This window comes from Phenylobacterium sp. (genome assembly GCF_004299445.1).
GTDB lineage: Bacteria > Pseudomonadota > Alphaproteobacteria > Caulobacterales > Caulobacteraceae > Phenylobacterium.
Genome location: NZ_SCTC01000008.1, coordinates 1 through 14,536 on the forward strand (window position 1 = coordinate 1; position 14,536 = coordinate 14,536).

The window sequence follows — 14,536 nt, forward strand, 5'->3', positions numbered from 1 at the left end:
GAAGAGCCGCTGTGGCCGGACCCTGAGGGGCTCATACCTTTTGGCCAGACGGACTACTCTGACTTCCTGTTCTGGCGACCCCGCGGTCCGCCAGATTCGTGGCCGATTGTTATCTGGGGACGTGGCCTTCAGGAATTCGAGACGATCGATTGCGGCCTGACCGACTTCCTCACAGGCTTAGCGACAGGCGAGATCGAGACAGAGAATCTCCCAGACGACTTGGCGTCTTGCCCCATCATATTCCAGCCTCTCGTTCGCGGGAAATCCGACGACTGACAGCCAACTGCGAAGCCTTCAGCAGCTCTCGGCGTTCGGGCCCTGCTTCATCGCGGCCTGGATCTTCGCCGCCGTCTGTTCCGGGGTCAGTTCGTACGGCAGGACGCAGGCGAAGCGGCCCTTGGGGTTCATCAGGTAGCTGTAGGCGGCGTGGTTGACCGTGTAGTCGGGGCCTTCGCCGGACTTCTGGTAGTAGACCTTGTAGGCCTTGGCCGCCGCATCGGTCTGGGCCGGCGTGCCTGTCAGTCCCAGCGACCGCTTCGGAAAGGCCGGGTTGGCCATGTAGGCCTTCATCTGCGCCACCGTGTCGCGCTGCGGGTCGACGCTGATCAGCACCGACTGGAATTCTCCCGCCTTCGGACCCAGCAGGGTCTCGACCTGGCCCAGCTCGAACAGGGTGGTCGGGCAGATATCGGGACAGTGGGTGAACCCGAAGAACACCACGCTCCACTTGCCCTTGAGCACGGACTGGTCAACCGTGCGTCCGTTGGTGTCCACCAGCTGGAACGGTCCGCCCACGGCGGCGGTTTGCGGTTGGGGTCCGAGGACACCCTTGCGGACGGCGAGACCGGTGAGGATGGCGAGGGCTAGCGCCAGGACCGCGATGAGGGCCAGGATCCGCCTGGACATGGGTGTATACCTCGACCTTCACGCCGCCGGTGGGAGCTGAGCATGGCCGACGCCGTCGCGCCCCACGCCACATTGCCGGCTGGCCTCGATAAGGCGGGCTCCGACGACACGCAAGACGTCTGGGATTCGGCCGACATCCGCCGGGGACACCTGCGGCTGCGCACGCTGGTGCGGCTGCGCTGGGTGGTCGTCGCAGGCGAGGTGGCCCTGCTCGCGCTGATGGCCTTCGTGTTGGGGTTCGATGCGCCCTACTTCGCCTGCGCCGTGGTCGTGGCGATCGGCGCGCTCATCAACGTGGTGACGGCCATGGCCGCCCAGCCCCAGCGGGTGATGGGCGATCGCGAGGCCGTGCTGCAGCTGTCGCTCGATATCGTCCAGATGTCGGCGCTGCTGGCCCTGATCGGCGGCACGGCCAATCCGTTCGCCTTGATCCTGATCGCGCCGCCCACGCTGGCGGCGGCCACCCTGCCGCTGCGGCCCGTATGGGTTCTGGGGGTGATGGCCTCGGTCGCCTCGATGCTGCTGGCGGTGGTCACCCTGCCCTATCCCTCCATGGGCGAGACGACCCTGTCGCTGCAGTTCCGGCTGGTGGCGGGCCTAGCCAACGTGGCCGGCATCGCGCTGATCGCGAGCTACGTCCGACAATCGGTGGAGGAGGCCGCGCGCATGGCGCTGGCGCTGGATGTGACCCAAAAGGTGCTGGCGCGCGAGCAGCGCCTGTCGGCCCTGGGCGCCCTGGCCGCCGCGGCGGCGCACGAGCTGGGCACTCCGCTCGCCACAATCTCGATCGTCTCCAAGGAGATGGCTCGCGAGGCCGTAACCCCCCAGGTCAAGGAGGACGCCGAGCTGTTGATGAGCCAGGCCGAGCGTTGCCGCCAGATCCTGCAGCGTCTCGCCGCCACCCCCGACAAGGCCACCGACGCGGTGCATGAGCGCCTGTCGCTGCGCCAGCTGGTGCAGGAAGTGATCGAGCCCCACGCCAACGCGTCGAAGGAGGTGCGCGTCGAGGCCATCGTCACCGGCGCCAAGGACGTGAAGACGCCCGACGTCCGCCGACTGCCCGAAATCACCCACGCCTTCAGCACCTTCGTGGAGAACGCGGTCGACTTCGCCCGCTCCGAGATCCTGGTGTCGGCCCGCTTCGACGCCGACTCGATCTCGATCGAGGTGCGCGACGACGGCCCCGGGTTCGCGCCCGAGATCCTGGCGAAGCTGGGCGAGCCTTATGTCACCAGCCGTCCGGGGGCCGAGGGTTCGCGCACCGGCCACATCGGCATGGGGCTGGGCTTCTTTATTTCAAAGACGCTTCTGGAACGGACCGGGGCGGTCGTGACCTTTCACAATGCGAAACCTCGCGGCGCCGTTGTAGCGGCGCGCTGGCCTCGCTCACTAGTTGAAGCCACTTGACCTAGGCGCAGCAAAAGCTTGCAGATTTGCGTTTAGGTGCGACATTCTGTCCTACGGCCCCGAAGAGGGAACACGCATGACCGACCTGTCCGCCGAAGTCACCGCGCTCGCCGACAAGAGTCTTCTTGTCCTAGATGACGATGCGCCGCTCAGGACGCGGCTGGGGCGGGCGCTGGAACAGCGTGGCTTCGAGCCCACGCTCGTCGGCAGCGTCCAGGAGGCCATAGCGGCCGTCAAGGTGCGCGCGCCGGCCTACGCGGTGCTCGACATGCGCCTCGAGGACGGCTCGGGCCTGAAGGTGGTGGAGGCGGTGCGCGACGCCCGCCCCGACGCCAAGATCATCATGCTGACCGGCTACGGCAACATCGCCACGGCCGTGCAGGCGGTGAAGGCCGGGGCGGTGGACTACCTCTCCAAGCCCGCCGACGCCGACGACGTGGTCCGCGCCCTGCTGGCCCGGGGCGACGCGGCCCCCGCGCCGCCCGAAAACCCGATGAGCGCCGACCGCGTGCGGTGGGAGCACATCCAGCGCGTCTACGAGCTCTGCAATCACAACGTCTCGGAAACCGCCCGCCGCCTGAACATGCACCGCCGCACCCTCCAGCGGATTTTGGCCAAGCGCGCGCCGAAGTAGTTCAGAAATCTCCTTCTCCCCTTGCAGGAGAAGGGTCGTGCGCGCCGGTGCTCATAACTCGCTGACGGCCACCCCCGCGGCGCGCATGGCGCCCAGGCGGGCGAAGGCCAGGGTCAGCGCCTTGCGCCGTGCGCCCGCCAGCGGCTCGACGGGCGCCTCGCGCAGGATGGCCCCGCCAAAGCCGTCGGCGACGATGAGGCCTGGCGCTTCCGGCAGAATCTCGCGGGGGAATTCGGGCGCGACGGCGAAGGCGAAGGCGTCGCAGTAGGGGAGGTACTCGGGCCACTTCAGATCGACCCGGAAGTCCTCGATCCCCGATTTCACCTCTACGATGAAGATCTGCCCCTTGGGTCCCAGCGCCATCAGGTCGGCGCGGCGGCCATTGGGCAGGGTCACCTCGCTGAGCGGCGCATAGCCCAGGGCGGTCAGCAGGCGCGCGGCGCCGCGCGTGACGGTGGCGGTGGTCTCGGGCCGCGAGACGGTGACGAGCGTGACGTCCATTGCGCCACCCTGTTCCGCCTTCGTTCTGAGTTCAAGAGGGGGCCGAACTCCAGAGGTCAGCTGCGCGGCAGCGGAAACTCGAGACGCCCGACGTCAAAGCCCAGCTGACGGATGCGACTGATCGCCTGGCTCTTCACCGCCGCGGGCAGCACCGGCCGCTGCGACATCAGCCACAGGTACTTGCCGTTGGCCGTGGCAAGGACCAGCCACCCCTGTTCAGGACGATGCTCGACCACCACGTAGTCCTGGCTGACCACGCCGCCGAAGAAGCTCATCTTGATCTTCGCATTGGTGCGCGGATCGGCGACCGTCGCCTTGGCCTTCCATACCTTCAGCTGGCCCGAGGGGCCTTCCTTCTTGCACGTCTGGACGACGGCGAAGCCCGAGGCCTGGGCGGTCCAGTCGGAGGCGCCGGCGGTGCAGCCGTTCTGAAGCTGGTTCGGCACCCGGGCCACCTCGTACCAGCGCCCCATCATCTTGGAGAGCTCGATGCGGCCGGTGGGCTCGACGGTCATGGCGCCGGCGGCGACCGGTGCGAACGTCAGGGCGGCGGCGAAGGCCGCGATGGCGAGGCGAAGCGTCATGCTGCGGTGCAATATACCAAGGAAGGCCGCAAGAAAACGTCCAATGGCGCGCGCCAAAGGGCCGCACTGTCGTCCCCCCGCGAGGCTCCGCCGACAGCGCCCCCCAAGCAGGACGTGCAGCGCACCGCGCCAGCCGCTACCTAGGGGCCATGAGTGCGCCTCGCCTGACATCCGCCGAGACCGCCGCCCTCACCCGGCGGGTCACGCTGCTGTCGGTGGGGACGGCGGCGGTGCTGGTGGTCATCAAGCTGGCGGCCTGGCTGGCTTCGGGCTCGACGGCGCTCCTGGCCTCGATGGCCGACTCGGGCCTCGACCTCGTCGCCTCCATCGCCACCGCCTTCGCCGTCCGCTACGCCGTGGCCCCGCCCGACGCCGAGCACCGCTTCGGCCACGGCAAGGCCGAGGCGTTCGCCAGCCTGATGCAGGCCGGCCTCGTGTTCGCCTCGGCGGCGCTCATCGCCCGCGAGGCGGCGACCGATCTCCTCGACCCCCACCCCCTGCGCCAGGAGGGCTGGGCGATCGCCGTGATGGCGGCCTCCACCGTGATGACTTTGGCCCTGGTCGCCGCCCAGACCCGGGTGCTGAGGCAAACCGCTTCGGTGGCCGTCTCGGGCGACCGGGCCCACTACGCCACCGACCTGGCGTCCAACGTCATCGCGCTGGCGGGCATCGCCGCCTCGGCCCTGCTGGGGCTCAACGGACTGGACGCCGCGGCGGCCCTGGTGATCGCCGCGCTGCTGCTCTGGGGCGCCATCGGCGTCTTCCGCGAGGCCGCCAGCCAGCTGATGGACCGGGAGCTGCCCGAGGACGATCGCGCGCAGATCGTCCGCCTCGCCACCGAAGACCCCCGCATGACCGACGTCCATCAGCTGCGCACGCGCGCCTCAGGCCCCTACGTCCACATCCAGATGCACGCCGACCTCGACCCGCAGCTGACCCTGGAGGCCGCGCATGCGGTGATCGTAGCCGCCGAGAAGCGAATCCTGACCGCCTTCCCCGCCGCCGACATCATCATCCACGCCGACCCGCGCGGGCGGGCCGAGCCGCATGGCGGCGCATTCGCCGAGGCCGGCGAGACAAAGTAAACGCCCTCTTAAGGCGTGCGGCGTCTGTTGGGACTTCGCTGATTCGCGTATGAGCGCGCCCTTACCCCAATGACCGTCGAACGCACCCTTCATCACTTCCCGCTCGACCCGGCCTCGCGCCAGGTCCGCTTGGTGCTGGGCGAGAAGCGACTGCCGTTCGTCGACCACTCGGTCCGCTACTGGGAGCGTCCGCGCGAGCTGACCAAGATGAACCCATCGGGCATGGTGCCGATCCTGGTCGAGACCGACGGCGACGCGCCGCCGCTGGTGCTGTGCGAGACCCGCGCCATTGTCGACCACCTGGAAGAGACCTGCCGCGAGCCCAGCCTGTTCGGTCCCGATCCCGCCGAGCGGGCCGAGGCGCGCCGGCTGATCACCTGGTTCGAGCGCAAGTTCGAGTTCGAAGCGTCCAGCTATATCCTGCACGAAAAGATCGAGAAGCGGCTGCTGGGCCTGGGCGCGCCCGAGCTCGCCAACCTGCGCCAGGGCAAGGACGCGCTGAAGAGCCACCTCTTCATGCTGGACGACCTTCTGCAGGCCCGCGAATGGCTGGCCGGCAAGCGGCTGTCACTGGCCGACTTCACGGCGGCCTCGTACCTGTCGGTCATCGACTACTTCGGCGACGTGCCCTGGCGGGAAGCCCCGGCGGTGAAGACCTGGTACATGAAGATGAAGTCCCGGCCGTGCTTCCGGCCGCTGCTGGCGGATCGCTGGCCGGGGCTGGCGCCCGCCGGCCACTATGACGACCTCGATTTCTGAGCGCGAAGGGCTGATCCGGGCCGAGGCTCAGATCAGAAGCCAAGCAGAGAGGCTCGGCTTCGACCTCTGCCGCTTCACCGACATCGACGAGGCCTGGCCCGCCGCGGCGCGCCTGCTGGAGTTCGTGGACGCCGGTCGCCACGGCGAGATGGGCTGGATGGCCGACACCGTCGAGCGGCGCAAACACCCCCGCGCCATGTGGGATGGCGCCCGGTCGGCCATCGTGCTGGGCGTGAACTACGGGCCCGACCACGACCCGCTGGCGATCCTTGGCGACCGCTCGAAGGGCGCGATCAGCGTCTACGCTCAGGGCGATGACTATCACGAGGTGATCAAGAGCCGGCTGAAGGCGCTGGCCCGCTGGATGGTGGCCGCCCTGGGCGGCGAGCTGAAGGTGTTCGTCGACACTGCGCCCCTGCTGGAAAAGCCGCTGGCCGAGCGGGCGGGCCTGGGATGGCAGGGCAAGCACACCAACCTCGTCAGCCGCGAGTTCGGCTCGTGGCTGTTCCTGGGCTCGATCCTGACGACCCTGGAGCTCGCGCCCGACGCCGCCGAGCCGATGAACTGCGGGACCTGCCACGCCTGCCTGGACGTCTGCCCGACGAACGCCTTCCCGGCCCCGTTCCAGCTGGATGCCCGGCGCTGTATCTCGTACCTGACCATCGAGCTGAAGGGGCCGATCCCGCGGGAGTTCCGCGAGGCCCTGGGCAACCGCATCTACGGCTGCGACGACTGCCTGGCCGTCTGTCCCTGGAACAAGTTCGCCCAGGCCGGTCGGGAGCAGAAGCTGGCGGCGCGCGAGTCTCTGACCGCGCCGTCTCTCGCCGACCTGGCGCGGCTGGACGATGCGGCCTTCCGCGCGCTCTTCGCCAAGAATCCCGTGAAGCGGATCGGCCGGGACCGCTTCGTCCGCAACGTCCTCTACGCCATCGGCAATTCCGGTGAGGCCGCCCTGGCCGACGACGCGCGGCGATTGCTGGCCGATCCCTCGCCGTTGGTGAGAGGCGCAGCGGTCTGGGCCGTGTCGCGGCTGGTGTCGGCTGAAGCCTTCGCGACACTTCGCCAAGAAAATTGTCGGAACGAAGCCGATCCGGCCGTCCTGGGGGAATGGGCGATCGCGGCGGACATCTAGGCTCGCTGTCGCCGGCAGACACATATGGGAGTCGACGCCATGGACAACGAGGCAGGCCTCATCGACGCCGCCACGCTCGCGGCCGCCAACACCGCCCGCTATCCGAATGAAAGCGCGGCCTACCGCGCCGCGCGAAACGCTCTGCTCGCCGAGGAGATCGAGCTACGCCGCCATCTGGAGCGGGTGGCGGCTCAGCGGCGCGCTCTGCCGCCCGGCGGCGAAGTGACGGCCGGCTACCGGTTCATGGGCGAAAACGGGCCGGCCAGCCTCGCCGACATGTTCGGCGATAAGGACACCCTGGTTCTCTACAGCTGGATGTTCGGTCCCGAGCGGGAGCGCTCGTGCCCGATGTGCGCCAATGTCCTGAACGCCTGGGACGCGGTGGGGGCCGATATCCGCCAGCAGGTCGCGCTGGCCGTAGTCGCCCGGTCGCCCATCGCGCGCCTCGTGGCCTTCAAGGTCGAGCAGGGCTGGAAGAACCTGCCGCTGTACGCCGATCTCGATGACGCCTTCAGCCGTGACTTCCGCGCGACCGACGCCGAGGGGAAAAGTGACTACCCGGGCGTCAATGTCTTCACGCGCCGCGACGGCGTTATCCGTCACTTCTACTCGGGCGAGATGAGCGGCGAGATGGCCGATCCTGGTCAGGACCCGCGCGGCGCGCCCGACCTGTCGCCGCTGTGGAACGTGCTGGACATGACGCCCAACGGCCGCCAGCCGGACTGGTACCCCAAGCTCAGCTACTAGAAGCCGACGTCGCCCAGGTCCTTCACCCGCGGCAGCACCTGGTCCTTGGCCGACAGCAGGGGCTCGCCGTCGACCGGCCACGGGATCGCCAGATCGGGATCGTTCCAGATGACGCCGCCTTCGCTCTGCGGGGCATAAGGCGCGTCGACCTTGTAGAAGATCTCGCAGTCCGGGGTGATCGTGCAGTAGGCATGGGCGAAGCCTTTCGGCACCCAAAGCTGCTCGCCGCCCTCGGCGGTCAGTTCGGCGCTGACCCACTGGCCGTAGGTGGCCGAGCCGGAGCGCAGGTCGACCGCCACGTCGAAGATCGAGCCACGCAGCGCCCGGATCAGTTTGCCCTGGGCGAAAGCGCCCTTCTGGAAGTGCAGACCCCGCAGCGTGCCCTTGGCGGCGCTGAAGGCCTGGTTGTCCTGCACGAAGGTGGTCTCGGCCGACGTGCCGGCCAGGGCCTTCTCGCTCCAGGTCTCGGCGAACCAGCCCCGCGCATCGCCATGGCGCTTGGGCGTGATAAGCAGCACGTCAGGGATGGCGAGCGGCGTGATCGTCGTCATGGTCACCAGCTATGGGAGTGATGCTGTCGCATGGCGCAGCGCGGGAGCGATGACAAGACCGAACACCCGTCAGGCGTCCCGCAGCTCACCGTCTGCGTCGTCGCCTACAATTCGGGTCCGACCCTGCGCACCTGCCTGGAGCGGCTGGGCGCACAGACCTTCCGCGACTTCGAAGCCATCGTCATCGACAACGCCTCGCCCGATCCCGGCGATGTGGCCATCGCCGCCGAGTTCCCCTGGGCGCGGCTGATCCGCAACACCGAGAACCTGGGGTTCACCGGGGCCGGCAACCAGGGCGCCCGCGAGGGCCGCGGCCGGTGGTACGTGCTGCTCAACCCCGACGCCTACGCCGAGCCGGACTGGCTGGAAACGCTGGTCGCCGCGGCCGGACGCCATCCGCGGGTTCGGTCCTTCACCTCGCGCCAGATGGTGGCCGAGCAGCCCGGCGTGCTGGACGGCCTGGGCGACGTGATGAGCATCACCGGCATCCCCTACCGCGGTGGCTATCTCAACCGCGACGAAGGCCAGGCCTGCGAGGGCGAGGTGTTCAGCCCCTGCGGTGCGGCGATGATGATCGACAGGGCGCTGTTCCTGCGCCTGGGGGGCTTCGACGAGGACTTCTTCTGCTACGGCGAGGACGTCGACCTCGGATACCGCCTGCAGTTGGCGGGCGAGCCGACCCTGCTGGTCCCGGACGCCGTCATCCATCACGTGGGCTCGGCCTCGACCGGCGGCGCAAAGTCGGAGTTCGCCGTCTTTCATGGGTCCCGCAACCGCTTCTGGGTGCTGTTCAAGAACACGCCCTGGCCGCTGATGCCGCTGGTCGTGCCGCTGCATCTGGCTGTTCTAGTGTTCGTCTATCTCAAACGGGACAACCGGCCCCATATCCGGCTGATCCTGCGCGCGGTGAAGGCCGCGTTCGTCGGAGCGCCGAAGATCTTCCGCACCCGGCGCGAAGTGCAGAAGCTGCGCCGAGCTTCGATCGGACAGATCGCCGGCGCCATGACCTGGAACCCGAAGGACCTCTCGGGTCGCCGCCCCGTCATCAGGCCGCTGCGGGCGGGGCGTTAACTCAGCCCTCGGCGGCCCACTCGATCAGGCGGCGCATGAACGTCGCGCCGCGTTGCAGCTGGGCGATCTCGATGAACTCGTTGGGCTGGTGGGCCTGGTCGATGGAGCCAGGGCCGCAGATGACGGTGGAGAAGCCAGCCTGCTGAAACTGGCCGGCCTCGGCGGCGAAGGCCACCACGCGGGGCGGGCCATTGTCGCCGGCCATGCGGCGGGCGAAGGCCTCGGCGGCCCCGTCGCGTTCGGGCACGAACGGCGGCACGTCGGTGCGCATCTCGACCACCACGCCGCATTCGGGGAACCGCGCCTTGAGCGCCCGGTCCATCGCCTCAGCCTCGGCCAGGAACGGCGCGACGATTTCCTTGGGTGTCCGCGGCCCCGGCGAGCGGACGTCGAACACAAACTGGCATTCGCGGGCGATGATGTTGTGCGCGGTGCCGCCGTTGACCATGCCGATGGTGAGCGTCGGCCCCTTCGGCGTGAAGGGCGAGGCGGGGTCGGCCTCGTCTTGAAGCCTGGCCGAAAGCGCGTTCAGGGACCCCATAAGCTTGACCGCCTCCATCACCGCCGACACGCCAAGGTGCGGCTGGCTGGAGTGGCATTCACGGCCGGTGACGGTGACCTGGAAGGTGGCGATGCCCTTGTGGCCGTTCACCGCCTCCATGTTGGTGGGCTCGCCCACGACCACAACCGAGGGCGTCGGCAGCTCACGGCGGATGACGTCGATCATGTGTGGCGCGCCCAAGCAGCCGATCTCCTCGTCGTACGAGAAGGCCAGGTGCACCGGCTTCTTCGCGGTCTTGGAGAGTTCAGGCGCTGCGGCCAGGGCCAGGGCCAGGAACGCCTTCATGTCGCAGGTCCCCCGACCGTAGAGGCGGCCGCCCTGTTCGGTCAGGGTCCAGGGATCGGTGGTCCAGGGCTGACCGTCGACCGGCACCACATCGGTGTGGCCCGACAGTACGACGCCGCCTTCGACGGCCGGCCCGATGGTGGCCATCAGGTTCGACTTCGTGCCGTCGGCGTTGGGCACGCGGCGGTGCGGCACGGACAAAGCGTCGAGATAGCCCTCCACCCATTCCACCAGTTCGAGGTTCGAACCCCGCGAGGTGGTGTCAAAACTGATCAGCTTCGCGAGCAGATCGCGGGCGGGAGGATAGAGGTCGGTGGTCATCCCGAAGACTTAGACCCGCGGAGCGCCCGCCAACAACCCAATGGCGGCTCAAGGCTCGTCGTAGATGATCAGTCCGCAGCCGAAACGCACGGCGGTGCCGACGGCGCTGCGGAAGTCATCGGGCAGGGCGTCCCAGTCGACCAGTTCGCCCACGCGGGCGACCGCGATGTCCGTCCAGCCCAGGCCCTCCAGATCGGCGGTCGCCACCGCGCGGGCCGTGTTCTCGTCGTGGGCGCGGGCGAAGGCCAGCACGCTGAGCGCGGGCGCACCCGGCGCCTCCACGGCCTGCAGGGTGACCAGGAAGACCTGCGGCCGCTCGGCCGCCATTACCCCTGCTGGATTCGGCCCGGGGCCGGCAGCACGTCGATCAACTCGATGCGGAAGATCAGCGGCGCGCCCGGCGGAATCTGGCCCGCGCCCTCTTCGCCGTAGCCCAGGTTCGAGGGCACGTAGAGCGTCCACTCGTCGCCGGGACGCATCAGCTGCAGCGCCTCCTGCCAGGCGGGGATCAGCCGGTCGAGCGGCATGGCCGCCGGGGCGCCGCGCTCGTAGCTCGAATCGAAGACCGTGCCGTCTTCCAGCTTGCCCTCGTAGTGGACCTTCACCTCGTCCTTCGGGCCCGGCTTCAGGCCGGTGGCGGGGCCCGACTTGGTGACCTTGTAGGCTAGCCCCGACGGCAGGACGACGACGCCCGCCTCCTTGCCGATCTTGGCCATGAAGGTCTTCGAGACCTCGGACTGGGCCACCGGCGCGCCGGGCTCGGCCGGCTTGGACTTCTGCTGGCAGGCCGCGAGCGCCAGGGCGGCGACCGCGACGATGAGGATACGCTTCATTGCTGCCTCTCTAGACCACGCGCGGCGGGTAACCGCGGTCGCGCAGGGCGTCCATGACTTCCTGGGTGTGCTGGGCGTCGCGGGTCTCGATCATCACGTCGAACTCGGCGCCCTTGGCGGGCACGTCCAGCGCCAGGCGGTTGTGCGCCACCTCGATGATATTCGCGCCCATCTGCCCGATGGTCGCCGAGACGTTGGCCAGCAGGCCCGGCCGGTCGTCGCCGATGATCCGCAGGCTGACGATCCGGCTTTCGCGCACCAGCTCGCGGGTGAGCACCGAGGCCAGCAGGCGCGTGTCGATGTTTCCGCCGGTGATCACCAGGCCGCACTTCTTTCCGCGGAACCGTTCGGGATAGGCCAAGAGGGCGGCCAGGGAGGCAGCGCCGGCGCCCTCCACGACGGTCTTCTCAACATTGCAGTAGAGCGCGATGCCGCGCTCGAAGAACGGCTCCTCGATCAGCAGCACGTCGTCGATCAGCGGCCGGGCGACGGCGTAGCTCAGGTCGCCGACTTCCTTGACCGCGATGCCCTCGGCGATGGTCGAGGCGGCGCCATTCCGCGTCGTGTTGACGCCGCGCATCTTGGCCGTGAACGAGGGGAACATGGCGGGCTCAACGCCGACCACCTGAATGTCCGGCTGCATGTGCTTCGCGGCCGTGGCCATGCCGGCGATCAGTCCGCCGCCGCCGATCGGAATCGGCAGGATCTCCAGGTCCGGCACGTCTTCCAGCATCTCCAGCGCCACGGTGCCCTGGCCAGCCATGACGTCGGGATCATTGAACGGATGGACGTAGGTCAGCTCGCGCTCGGCGCAGAGCCGGTCGGCTGTGGCCGCGGCCTCGTCGAAGCCGTCGCCTTCAATGACCACATCGGCGCCATGAGCCCGGGTCTGCTGCACCTTCATGAAGGGCGTGCCCTTCGGCATGACGATCGTGACGGGGATCCCCAGGCGGGCGGCGTGGTAGGCCAGGCCCTGGCTGTGGTTGCCCGCCGAGGCGGCGATCACGCCGCGCGAGCGGACGTTCTCGCCCAGCTGCAGCAGCTTGTTGAGGGCCCCGCGCTCCTTGTAGGCGGCCGTGAACTGGTGGTTCTCGAACTTCACCCAGACCTGAGCGCCGGTGATCTCGGACAGCGTCCGCGAGTAGCGGCACGGCGTGCGCTCGATATGACCCTTCAGCCGCTCTTGCGCGGCAAGGATATCGTCGAAGGCAAGGGTCATGGGTGCGGCCGGGGTCTGGAAAGGCGCGCAACCTAACGACGGCGCCCAGTTAGGGCAACGCCGCCCCTCACGACGGCGACGGAAAGGCGCGGCGGGCGAGATACCTAGCTGTCGAACTCCGCCACGAGGTGACCCGGCGCCACCTCCCTCAACTCGGGCGCCACGCCGCTGGCCAGCTTCGACGGGGCGAAGCGGAAGGCGGCGGCGGGATCCATGGGGCTGGGGGGCTCGCCGTCGAGCTTCAGGCGCTGGCGTGTGCGCTCGACGGCGGGGTCGGGGATCGGAGCGGCCGAGAGCAGGGCGCGGGTGTAGGGGTGCTGCGGCGCCTGCCAGATGCGGTCGCGGTCCGCCAGCTCCATCACGCGGCCCAGGTAGAGGACCAGCACCCTGTGGCTGATCTCGCGGACCACCGCCAGGTCGTGGCTGATGAAGATCATGGACAGTCCCATGTCCTTCTGGAGCTGAATCAGGAGGTCGATGATCTGGGCGCGGATCGACACGTCCAGGGCCGAGACCGCCTCGTCGCAGATCACCAGCTTGGGCTTCAGGATCATCGCCCGGGCGATGCCCACCCGCTGGTTCTGGCCGCCCGACAGCTCGTGCGGGTAGCGGTTGATCAGCGCCGGATCCAATTCGACCCGGACCATCATCGCCCGCACCTCGGCCTCGCGGGCGGCGCCGTTCAGGTCGGGGCGGAAGGCGGTGAGCGGCTCGGCGATGGACGTGCCGATGGTCATCCGGGGGTCCAGGCTGGCCAGCGGGTCCTGGAAAACAATCTGGAGATCGCGGCGGGCCGCCTGCATCGCCGACCGGTCGGCATTCGTGATGTCGCGGCCCATCAGGGTGACCGCCCCGCCGGTCGCCGGCAGCAGGTTGAGCACCGCCCGCGCCAGGGTCGACTTGCCCGAGCCGCTCTCGCCCACGATGCCCAGCGTCTCGCCCTCGCGCACTGAGAACGACACCCCGTCCACAGCGCGCAGCACCTTCGGCGGTCCGAAGATCCCCTGCCGGATCGGGAAGTGAACCTTGACGTCGCGCCCCTCGACCAGCACCGGCGCGGCCTCGGGCGCCGGCGCGATCTGCGGCCGCCCGCCCCGGTCGGCGCGGTCCAGTCGCGGGATCGCCGCCAGCAGGGCGCGGGTGTAGTCGCTGTCGGGCGCATGGAAGACGTCGGCCACAGCGCCGGCCTCGACGTAGGCGCCATCCTTCATCACGCACACCCGGTCGGCCAGCCTGGCGATCACGCCCATGTCGTGAGTGATCAGCACCAGCGCCGTCCCCGTCTCGCGCTGCAGCTCGGCCATCAGGTCCAGGATTTCGGCCTGCACGGTGACATCCAGCGCCGTGGTGGGTTCGTCGGCGATCAACAGCTCCGGCCCCGGCGCCATGGCCGCGGCGATCATCACCCGCTGGCGCATGCCGCCCGACAGCTCGTGCGGATACTGGCCCATCCGCCGCGCCGCGTCGGGAATGCGCACCTTGCCCAGCCATTCGCGGGCCAGCCTGTCGGCTTGCGCATGCGAAAGCCCCAGGTGCAGCCGCAACGGCTCGGCGATCTGCTCGCCGATCTTCACATGCGGCGTCAGCGCGGTGAGCGGGTCCTGGAAGATCATGGTCATCTTGGAACCGCGCACCCGGTTCAGGTCGCGCGGCTTGAGGCCGAGCAGTTCCTGTCCGTGCAGCATCGCCGAACCAGAAGCCCGGCCGTTGCCCGCCAGGAGGCCCATCACCGCCATGAAGGTCTGGCTCTTGCCCGAGCCGCTCTCGCCCACGACGCCTAGCGTCTCGCCGCGCGCCACGCTGAGCGATACGCCACGGACGGCGTCGACGACGCCATCGTGCGTCTCGAAGTCGACCCGCAGGTCTTTGATCGTTAGGACGTCGGCCAACACCGCCTCTTGATCTCTCGCCCAAGGACCGTAGAGGCGTGTCGGTCCAA

The 14,536-nt window shown here is 68.9% G+C and carries 17 protein-coding genes; 8 read left to right on the forward strand and 9 right to left on the reverse strand.

The window, feature by feature from the left end:
* Positions 1–276 (forward strand): hypothetical protein (locus tag EPN98_RS02830; RefSeq protein WP_293360024.1); only part of this gene is annotated, 276 nt, incomplete at its 5' end.
* An 18-nt stretch (positions 277–294) separates the two neighbouring features.
* Here the strand turns inward: EPN98_RS02830 and EPN98_RS02835 are convergent.
* Positions 295–906 (reverse strand): SCO family protein, encoded by a 612-nt coding sequence (locus EPN98_RS02835; RefSeq protein WP_293360027.1) that lies wholly within the window; start codon positions 904–906, stop codon positions 295–297.
* A gap of 42 nt (positions 907–948) precedes the next feature.
* Between EPN98_RS02835 and EPN98_RS02840 the strand changes: the two genes are divergently transcribed.
* Together EPN98_RS02840 and EPN98_RS02845 are read left to right on the forward strand one after the other, a co-directional pair.
* A complete protein-coding gene (locus EPN98_RS02840; RefSeq protein ID WP_293360030.1) occupies positions 949–2,313 on the forward strand; it encodes an ActS/PrrB/RegB family redox-sensitive histidine kinase in 1,365 nt (454 codons plus the stop codon).
* 76 nt (positions 2,314–2,389) lie between these two features.
* Positions 2,390–2,947: an ActR/PrrA/RegA family redox response regulator transcription factor gene (locus tag EPN98_RS02845; protein ID WP_293360033.1), complete on the forward strand. Its 558-nt coding sequence runs from the start codon at positions 2,390–2,392 to the stop codon at positions 2,945–2,947.
* Between the two features lie 51 nt (positions 2,948–2,998).
* Here the strand turns inward: EPN98_RS02845 and mmcB are convergent, their stop codons facing one another.
* The gene (gene mmcB / locus EPN98_RS02850; RefSeq protein ID WP_293360036.1) at positions 2,999–3,448 is read right to left on the reverse strand and encodes a DNA repair putative endonuclease MmcB; all 450 of its coding nucleotides are present in this window, start codon (positions 3,446–3,448) and stop codon (positions 2,999–3,001) included.
* Positions 3,449–3,504: 56 nt separating this feature from the next.
* Positions 3,505–4,032 carry a lipocalin family protein gene (locus tag EPN98_RS02855; protein ID WP_293360039.1) on the reverse strand — a complete coding sequence of 176 codons (528 nt, stop codon included), beginning with the start codon at positions 4,030–4,032 and terminating at the stop codon, positions 3,505–3,507.
* A 149-nt stretch (positions 4,033–4,181) separates the two neighbouring features.
* Here EPN98_RS02855 and EPN98_RS02860 point away from each other — a divergent pair, with 149 nt between their 5' ends.
* From EPN98_RS02860 to EPN98_RS02875, 4 genes are all read left to right on the forward strand, one after another.
* Positions 4,182–5,117: a cation diffusion facilitator family transporter gene (locus EPN98_RS02860; RefSeq protein ID WP_293360041.1), complete on the forward strand. Its 936-nt coding sequence runs from the start codon at positions 4,182–4,184 to the stop codon at positions 5,115–5,117.
* A 69-nt stretch (positions 5,118–5,186) separates the two neighbouring features.
* On the forward strand, positions 5,187–5,876 hold the full coding sequence (locus tag EPN98_RS02865) for a glutathione S-transferase family protein (RefSeq protein WP_293360044.1): 690 nt from the start codon (positions 5,187–5,189) through the stop codon (positions 5,874–5,876).
* Positions 5,857–7,008: a tRNA epoxyqueuosine(34) reductase QueG gene (queG, locus tag EPN98_RS02870; RefSeq protein ID WP_293360047.1), complete on the forward strand. Its 1,152-nt coding sequence runs from the start codon at positions 5,857–5,859 to the stop codon at positions 7,006–7,008. The genes EPN98_RS02865 and queG overlap by 20 nt, the downstream gene beginning before the upstream one ends.
* A 39-nt stretch (positions 7,009–7,047) precedes the next feature.
* Positions 7,048–7,755 carry a DUF899 family protein gene (locus EPN98_RS02875; RefSeq protein ID WP_293360050.1) on the forward strand — a complete coding sequence of 236 codons (708 nt, stop codon included), beginning with the start codon at positions 7,048–7,050 and terminating at the stop codon, positions 7,753–7,755.
* On the opposite strand, the gene rfbC is transcribed toward EPN98_RS02875, so the two are convergent.
* Complete coding sequence (rfbC, locus tag EPN98_RS02880; protein WP_293360052.1) at positions 7,752–8,306, reverse strand: dTDP-4-dehydrorhamnose 3,5-epimerase; 555 nt, start codon at positions 8,304–8,306, stop codon at positions 7,752–7,754. The genes EPN98_RS02875 and rfbC overlap by 4 nt on opposite strands.
* Positions 8,307–8,336: 30 nt before the next feature.
* Here rfbC and EPN98_RS02885 point away from each other — a divergent pair, with 30 nt between their 5' ends.
* Positions 8,337–9,377: a glycosyltransferase family 2 protein gene (locus tag EPN98_RS02885; RefSeq protein WP_293360055.1), complete on the forward strand. Its 1,041-nt coding sequence runs from the start codon at positions 8,337–8,339 to the stop codon at positions 9,375–9,377.
* 1 nt (position 9,378) lies between these two features.
* Here EPN98_RS02885 and argE read toward each other — a convergent pair whose 3' ends face one another.
* The 5 genes from argE to EPN98_RS02910 form a co-directional block, all read right to left on the reverse strand.
* Positions 9,379–10,545: an acetylornithine deacetylase gene (gene argE / locus EPN98_RS02890; RefSeq protein WP_293360058.1), complete on the reverse strand. Its 1,167-nt coding sequence runs from the start codon at positions 10,543–10,545 to the stop codon at positions 9,379–9,381.
* 48 nt (positions 10,546–10,593) lie between these two features.
* Entirely contained in the window at positions 10,594–10,872 is a 279-nt protein-coding gene (locus EPN98_RS02895; RefSeq protein ID WP_293360061.1) for a hypothetical protein, read from the reverse strand.
* The gene (locus tag EPN98_RS02900) at positions 10,872–11,378 is read right to left on the reverse strand and encodes an FKBP-type peptidyl-prolyl cis-trans isomerase (RefSeq protein ID WP_293360063.1); all 507 of its coding nucleotides are present in this window, start codon (positions 11,376–11,378) and stop codon (positions 10,872–10,874) included. Before EPN98_RS02900 ends, EPN98_RS02895 begins: the two co-directional genes overlap by 1 nt.
* A gap of 10 nt (positions 11,379–11,388) precedes the next feature.
* A complete protein-coding gene (locus tag EPN98_RS02905) occupies positions 11,389–12,597 on the reverse strand; it encodes a threonine ammonia-lyase (RefSeq protein WP_293360065.1) in 1,209 nt (402 codons plus the stop codon).
* Between the two features lie 104 nt (positions 12,598–12,701).
* Positions 12,702–14,486 (reverse strand): dipeptide ABC transporter ATP-binding protein, encoded by a 1,785-nt coding sequence (locus EPN98_RS02910; RefSeq protein ID WP_293360068.1) that lies wholly within the window; start codon positions 14,484–14,486, stop codon positions 12,702–12,704.
* Between the last annotated feature and the right edge of the window lie 50 nt (positions 14,487–14,536).

What these genes read in the sequence shown, in the direction of transcription:
- EPN98_RS02835 (WP_293360027.1), bottom strand. Translation starts at nt 906, where the DNA reads ATGTCCAGGCGGATCCTGGCCCTCATCGCGGTCCTGGCGCTAGCCCTC.
- rfbC (WP_293360052.1), bottom strand. Translation starts at nt 8,306, where the DNA reads ATGACGACGATCACGCCGCTCGCCATCCCTGACGTGCTGCTTATCACG.
- EPN98_RS02845 (WP_293360033.1), top strand. Translation starts at nt 2,390, where the DNA reads ATGACCGACCTGTCCGCCGAAGTCACCGCGCTCGCCGACAAGAGTCTT.
- EPN98_RS02840 (WP_293360030.1), top strand. Translation starts at nt 949, where the DNA reads ATGGCCGACGCCGTCGCGCCCCACGCCACATTGCCGGCTGGCCTCGAT.
- argE (WP_293360058.1), bottom strand. Translation starts at nt 10,545, where the DNA reads ATGACCACCGACCTCTATCCTCCCGCCCGCGATCTGCTCGCGAAGCTG.
- EPN98_RS02875 (WP_293360050.1), top strand. Translation starts at nt 7,048, where the DNA reads ATGGACAACGAGGCAGGCCTCATCGACGCCGCCACGCTCGCGGCCGCC.
- EPN98_RS02865 (WP_293360044.1), top strand. Translation starts at nt 5,187, where the DNA reads ATGACCGTCGAACGCACCCTTCATCACTTCCCGCTCGACCCGGCCTCG.
- queG (WP_293360047.1), top strand. Translation starts at nt 5,857, where the DNA reads ATGACGACCTCGATTTCTGAGCGCGAAGGGCTGATCCGGGCCGAGGCT.
- EPN98_RS02860 (WP_293360041.1), top strand. Translation starts at nt 4,182, where the DNA reads ATGAGTGCGCCTCGCCTGACATCCGCCGAGACCGCCGCCCTCACCCGG.
- EPN98_RS02885 (WP_293360055.1), top strand. Translation starts at nt 8,337, where the DNA reads ATGGCGCAGCGCGGGAGCGATGACAAGACCGAACACCCGTCAGGCGTC.
- mmcB (WP_293360036.1), bottom strand. Translation starts at nt 3,448, where the DNA reads ATGGACGTCACGCTCGTCACCGTCTCGCGGCCCGAGACCACCGCCACC.
- EPN98_RS02900 (WP_293360063.1), bottom strand. Translation starts at nt 11,378, where the DNA reads ATGAAGCGTATCCTCATCGTCGCGGTCGCCGCCCTGGCGCTCGCGGCC.
- EPN98_RS02855 (WP_293360039.1), bottom strand. Translation starts at nt 4,032, where the DNA reads ATGACGCTTCGCCTCGCCATCGCGGCCTTCGCCGCCGCCCTGACGTTC.
- EPN98_RS02905 (WP_293360065.1), bottom strand. Translation starts at nt 12,597, where the DNA reads ATGACCCTTGCCTTCGACGATATCCTTGCCGCGCAAGAGCGGCTGAAG.
- EPN98_RS02895 (WP_293360061.1), bottom strand. Translation starts at nt 10,872, where the DNA reads ATGGCGGCCGAGCGGCCGCAGGTCTTCCTGGTCACCCTGCAGGCCGTG.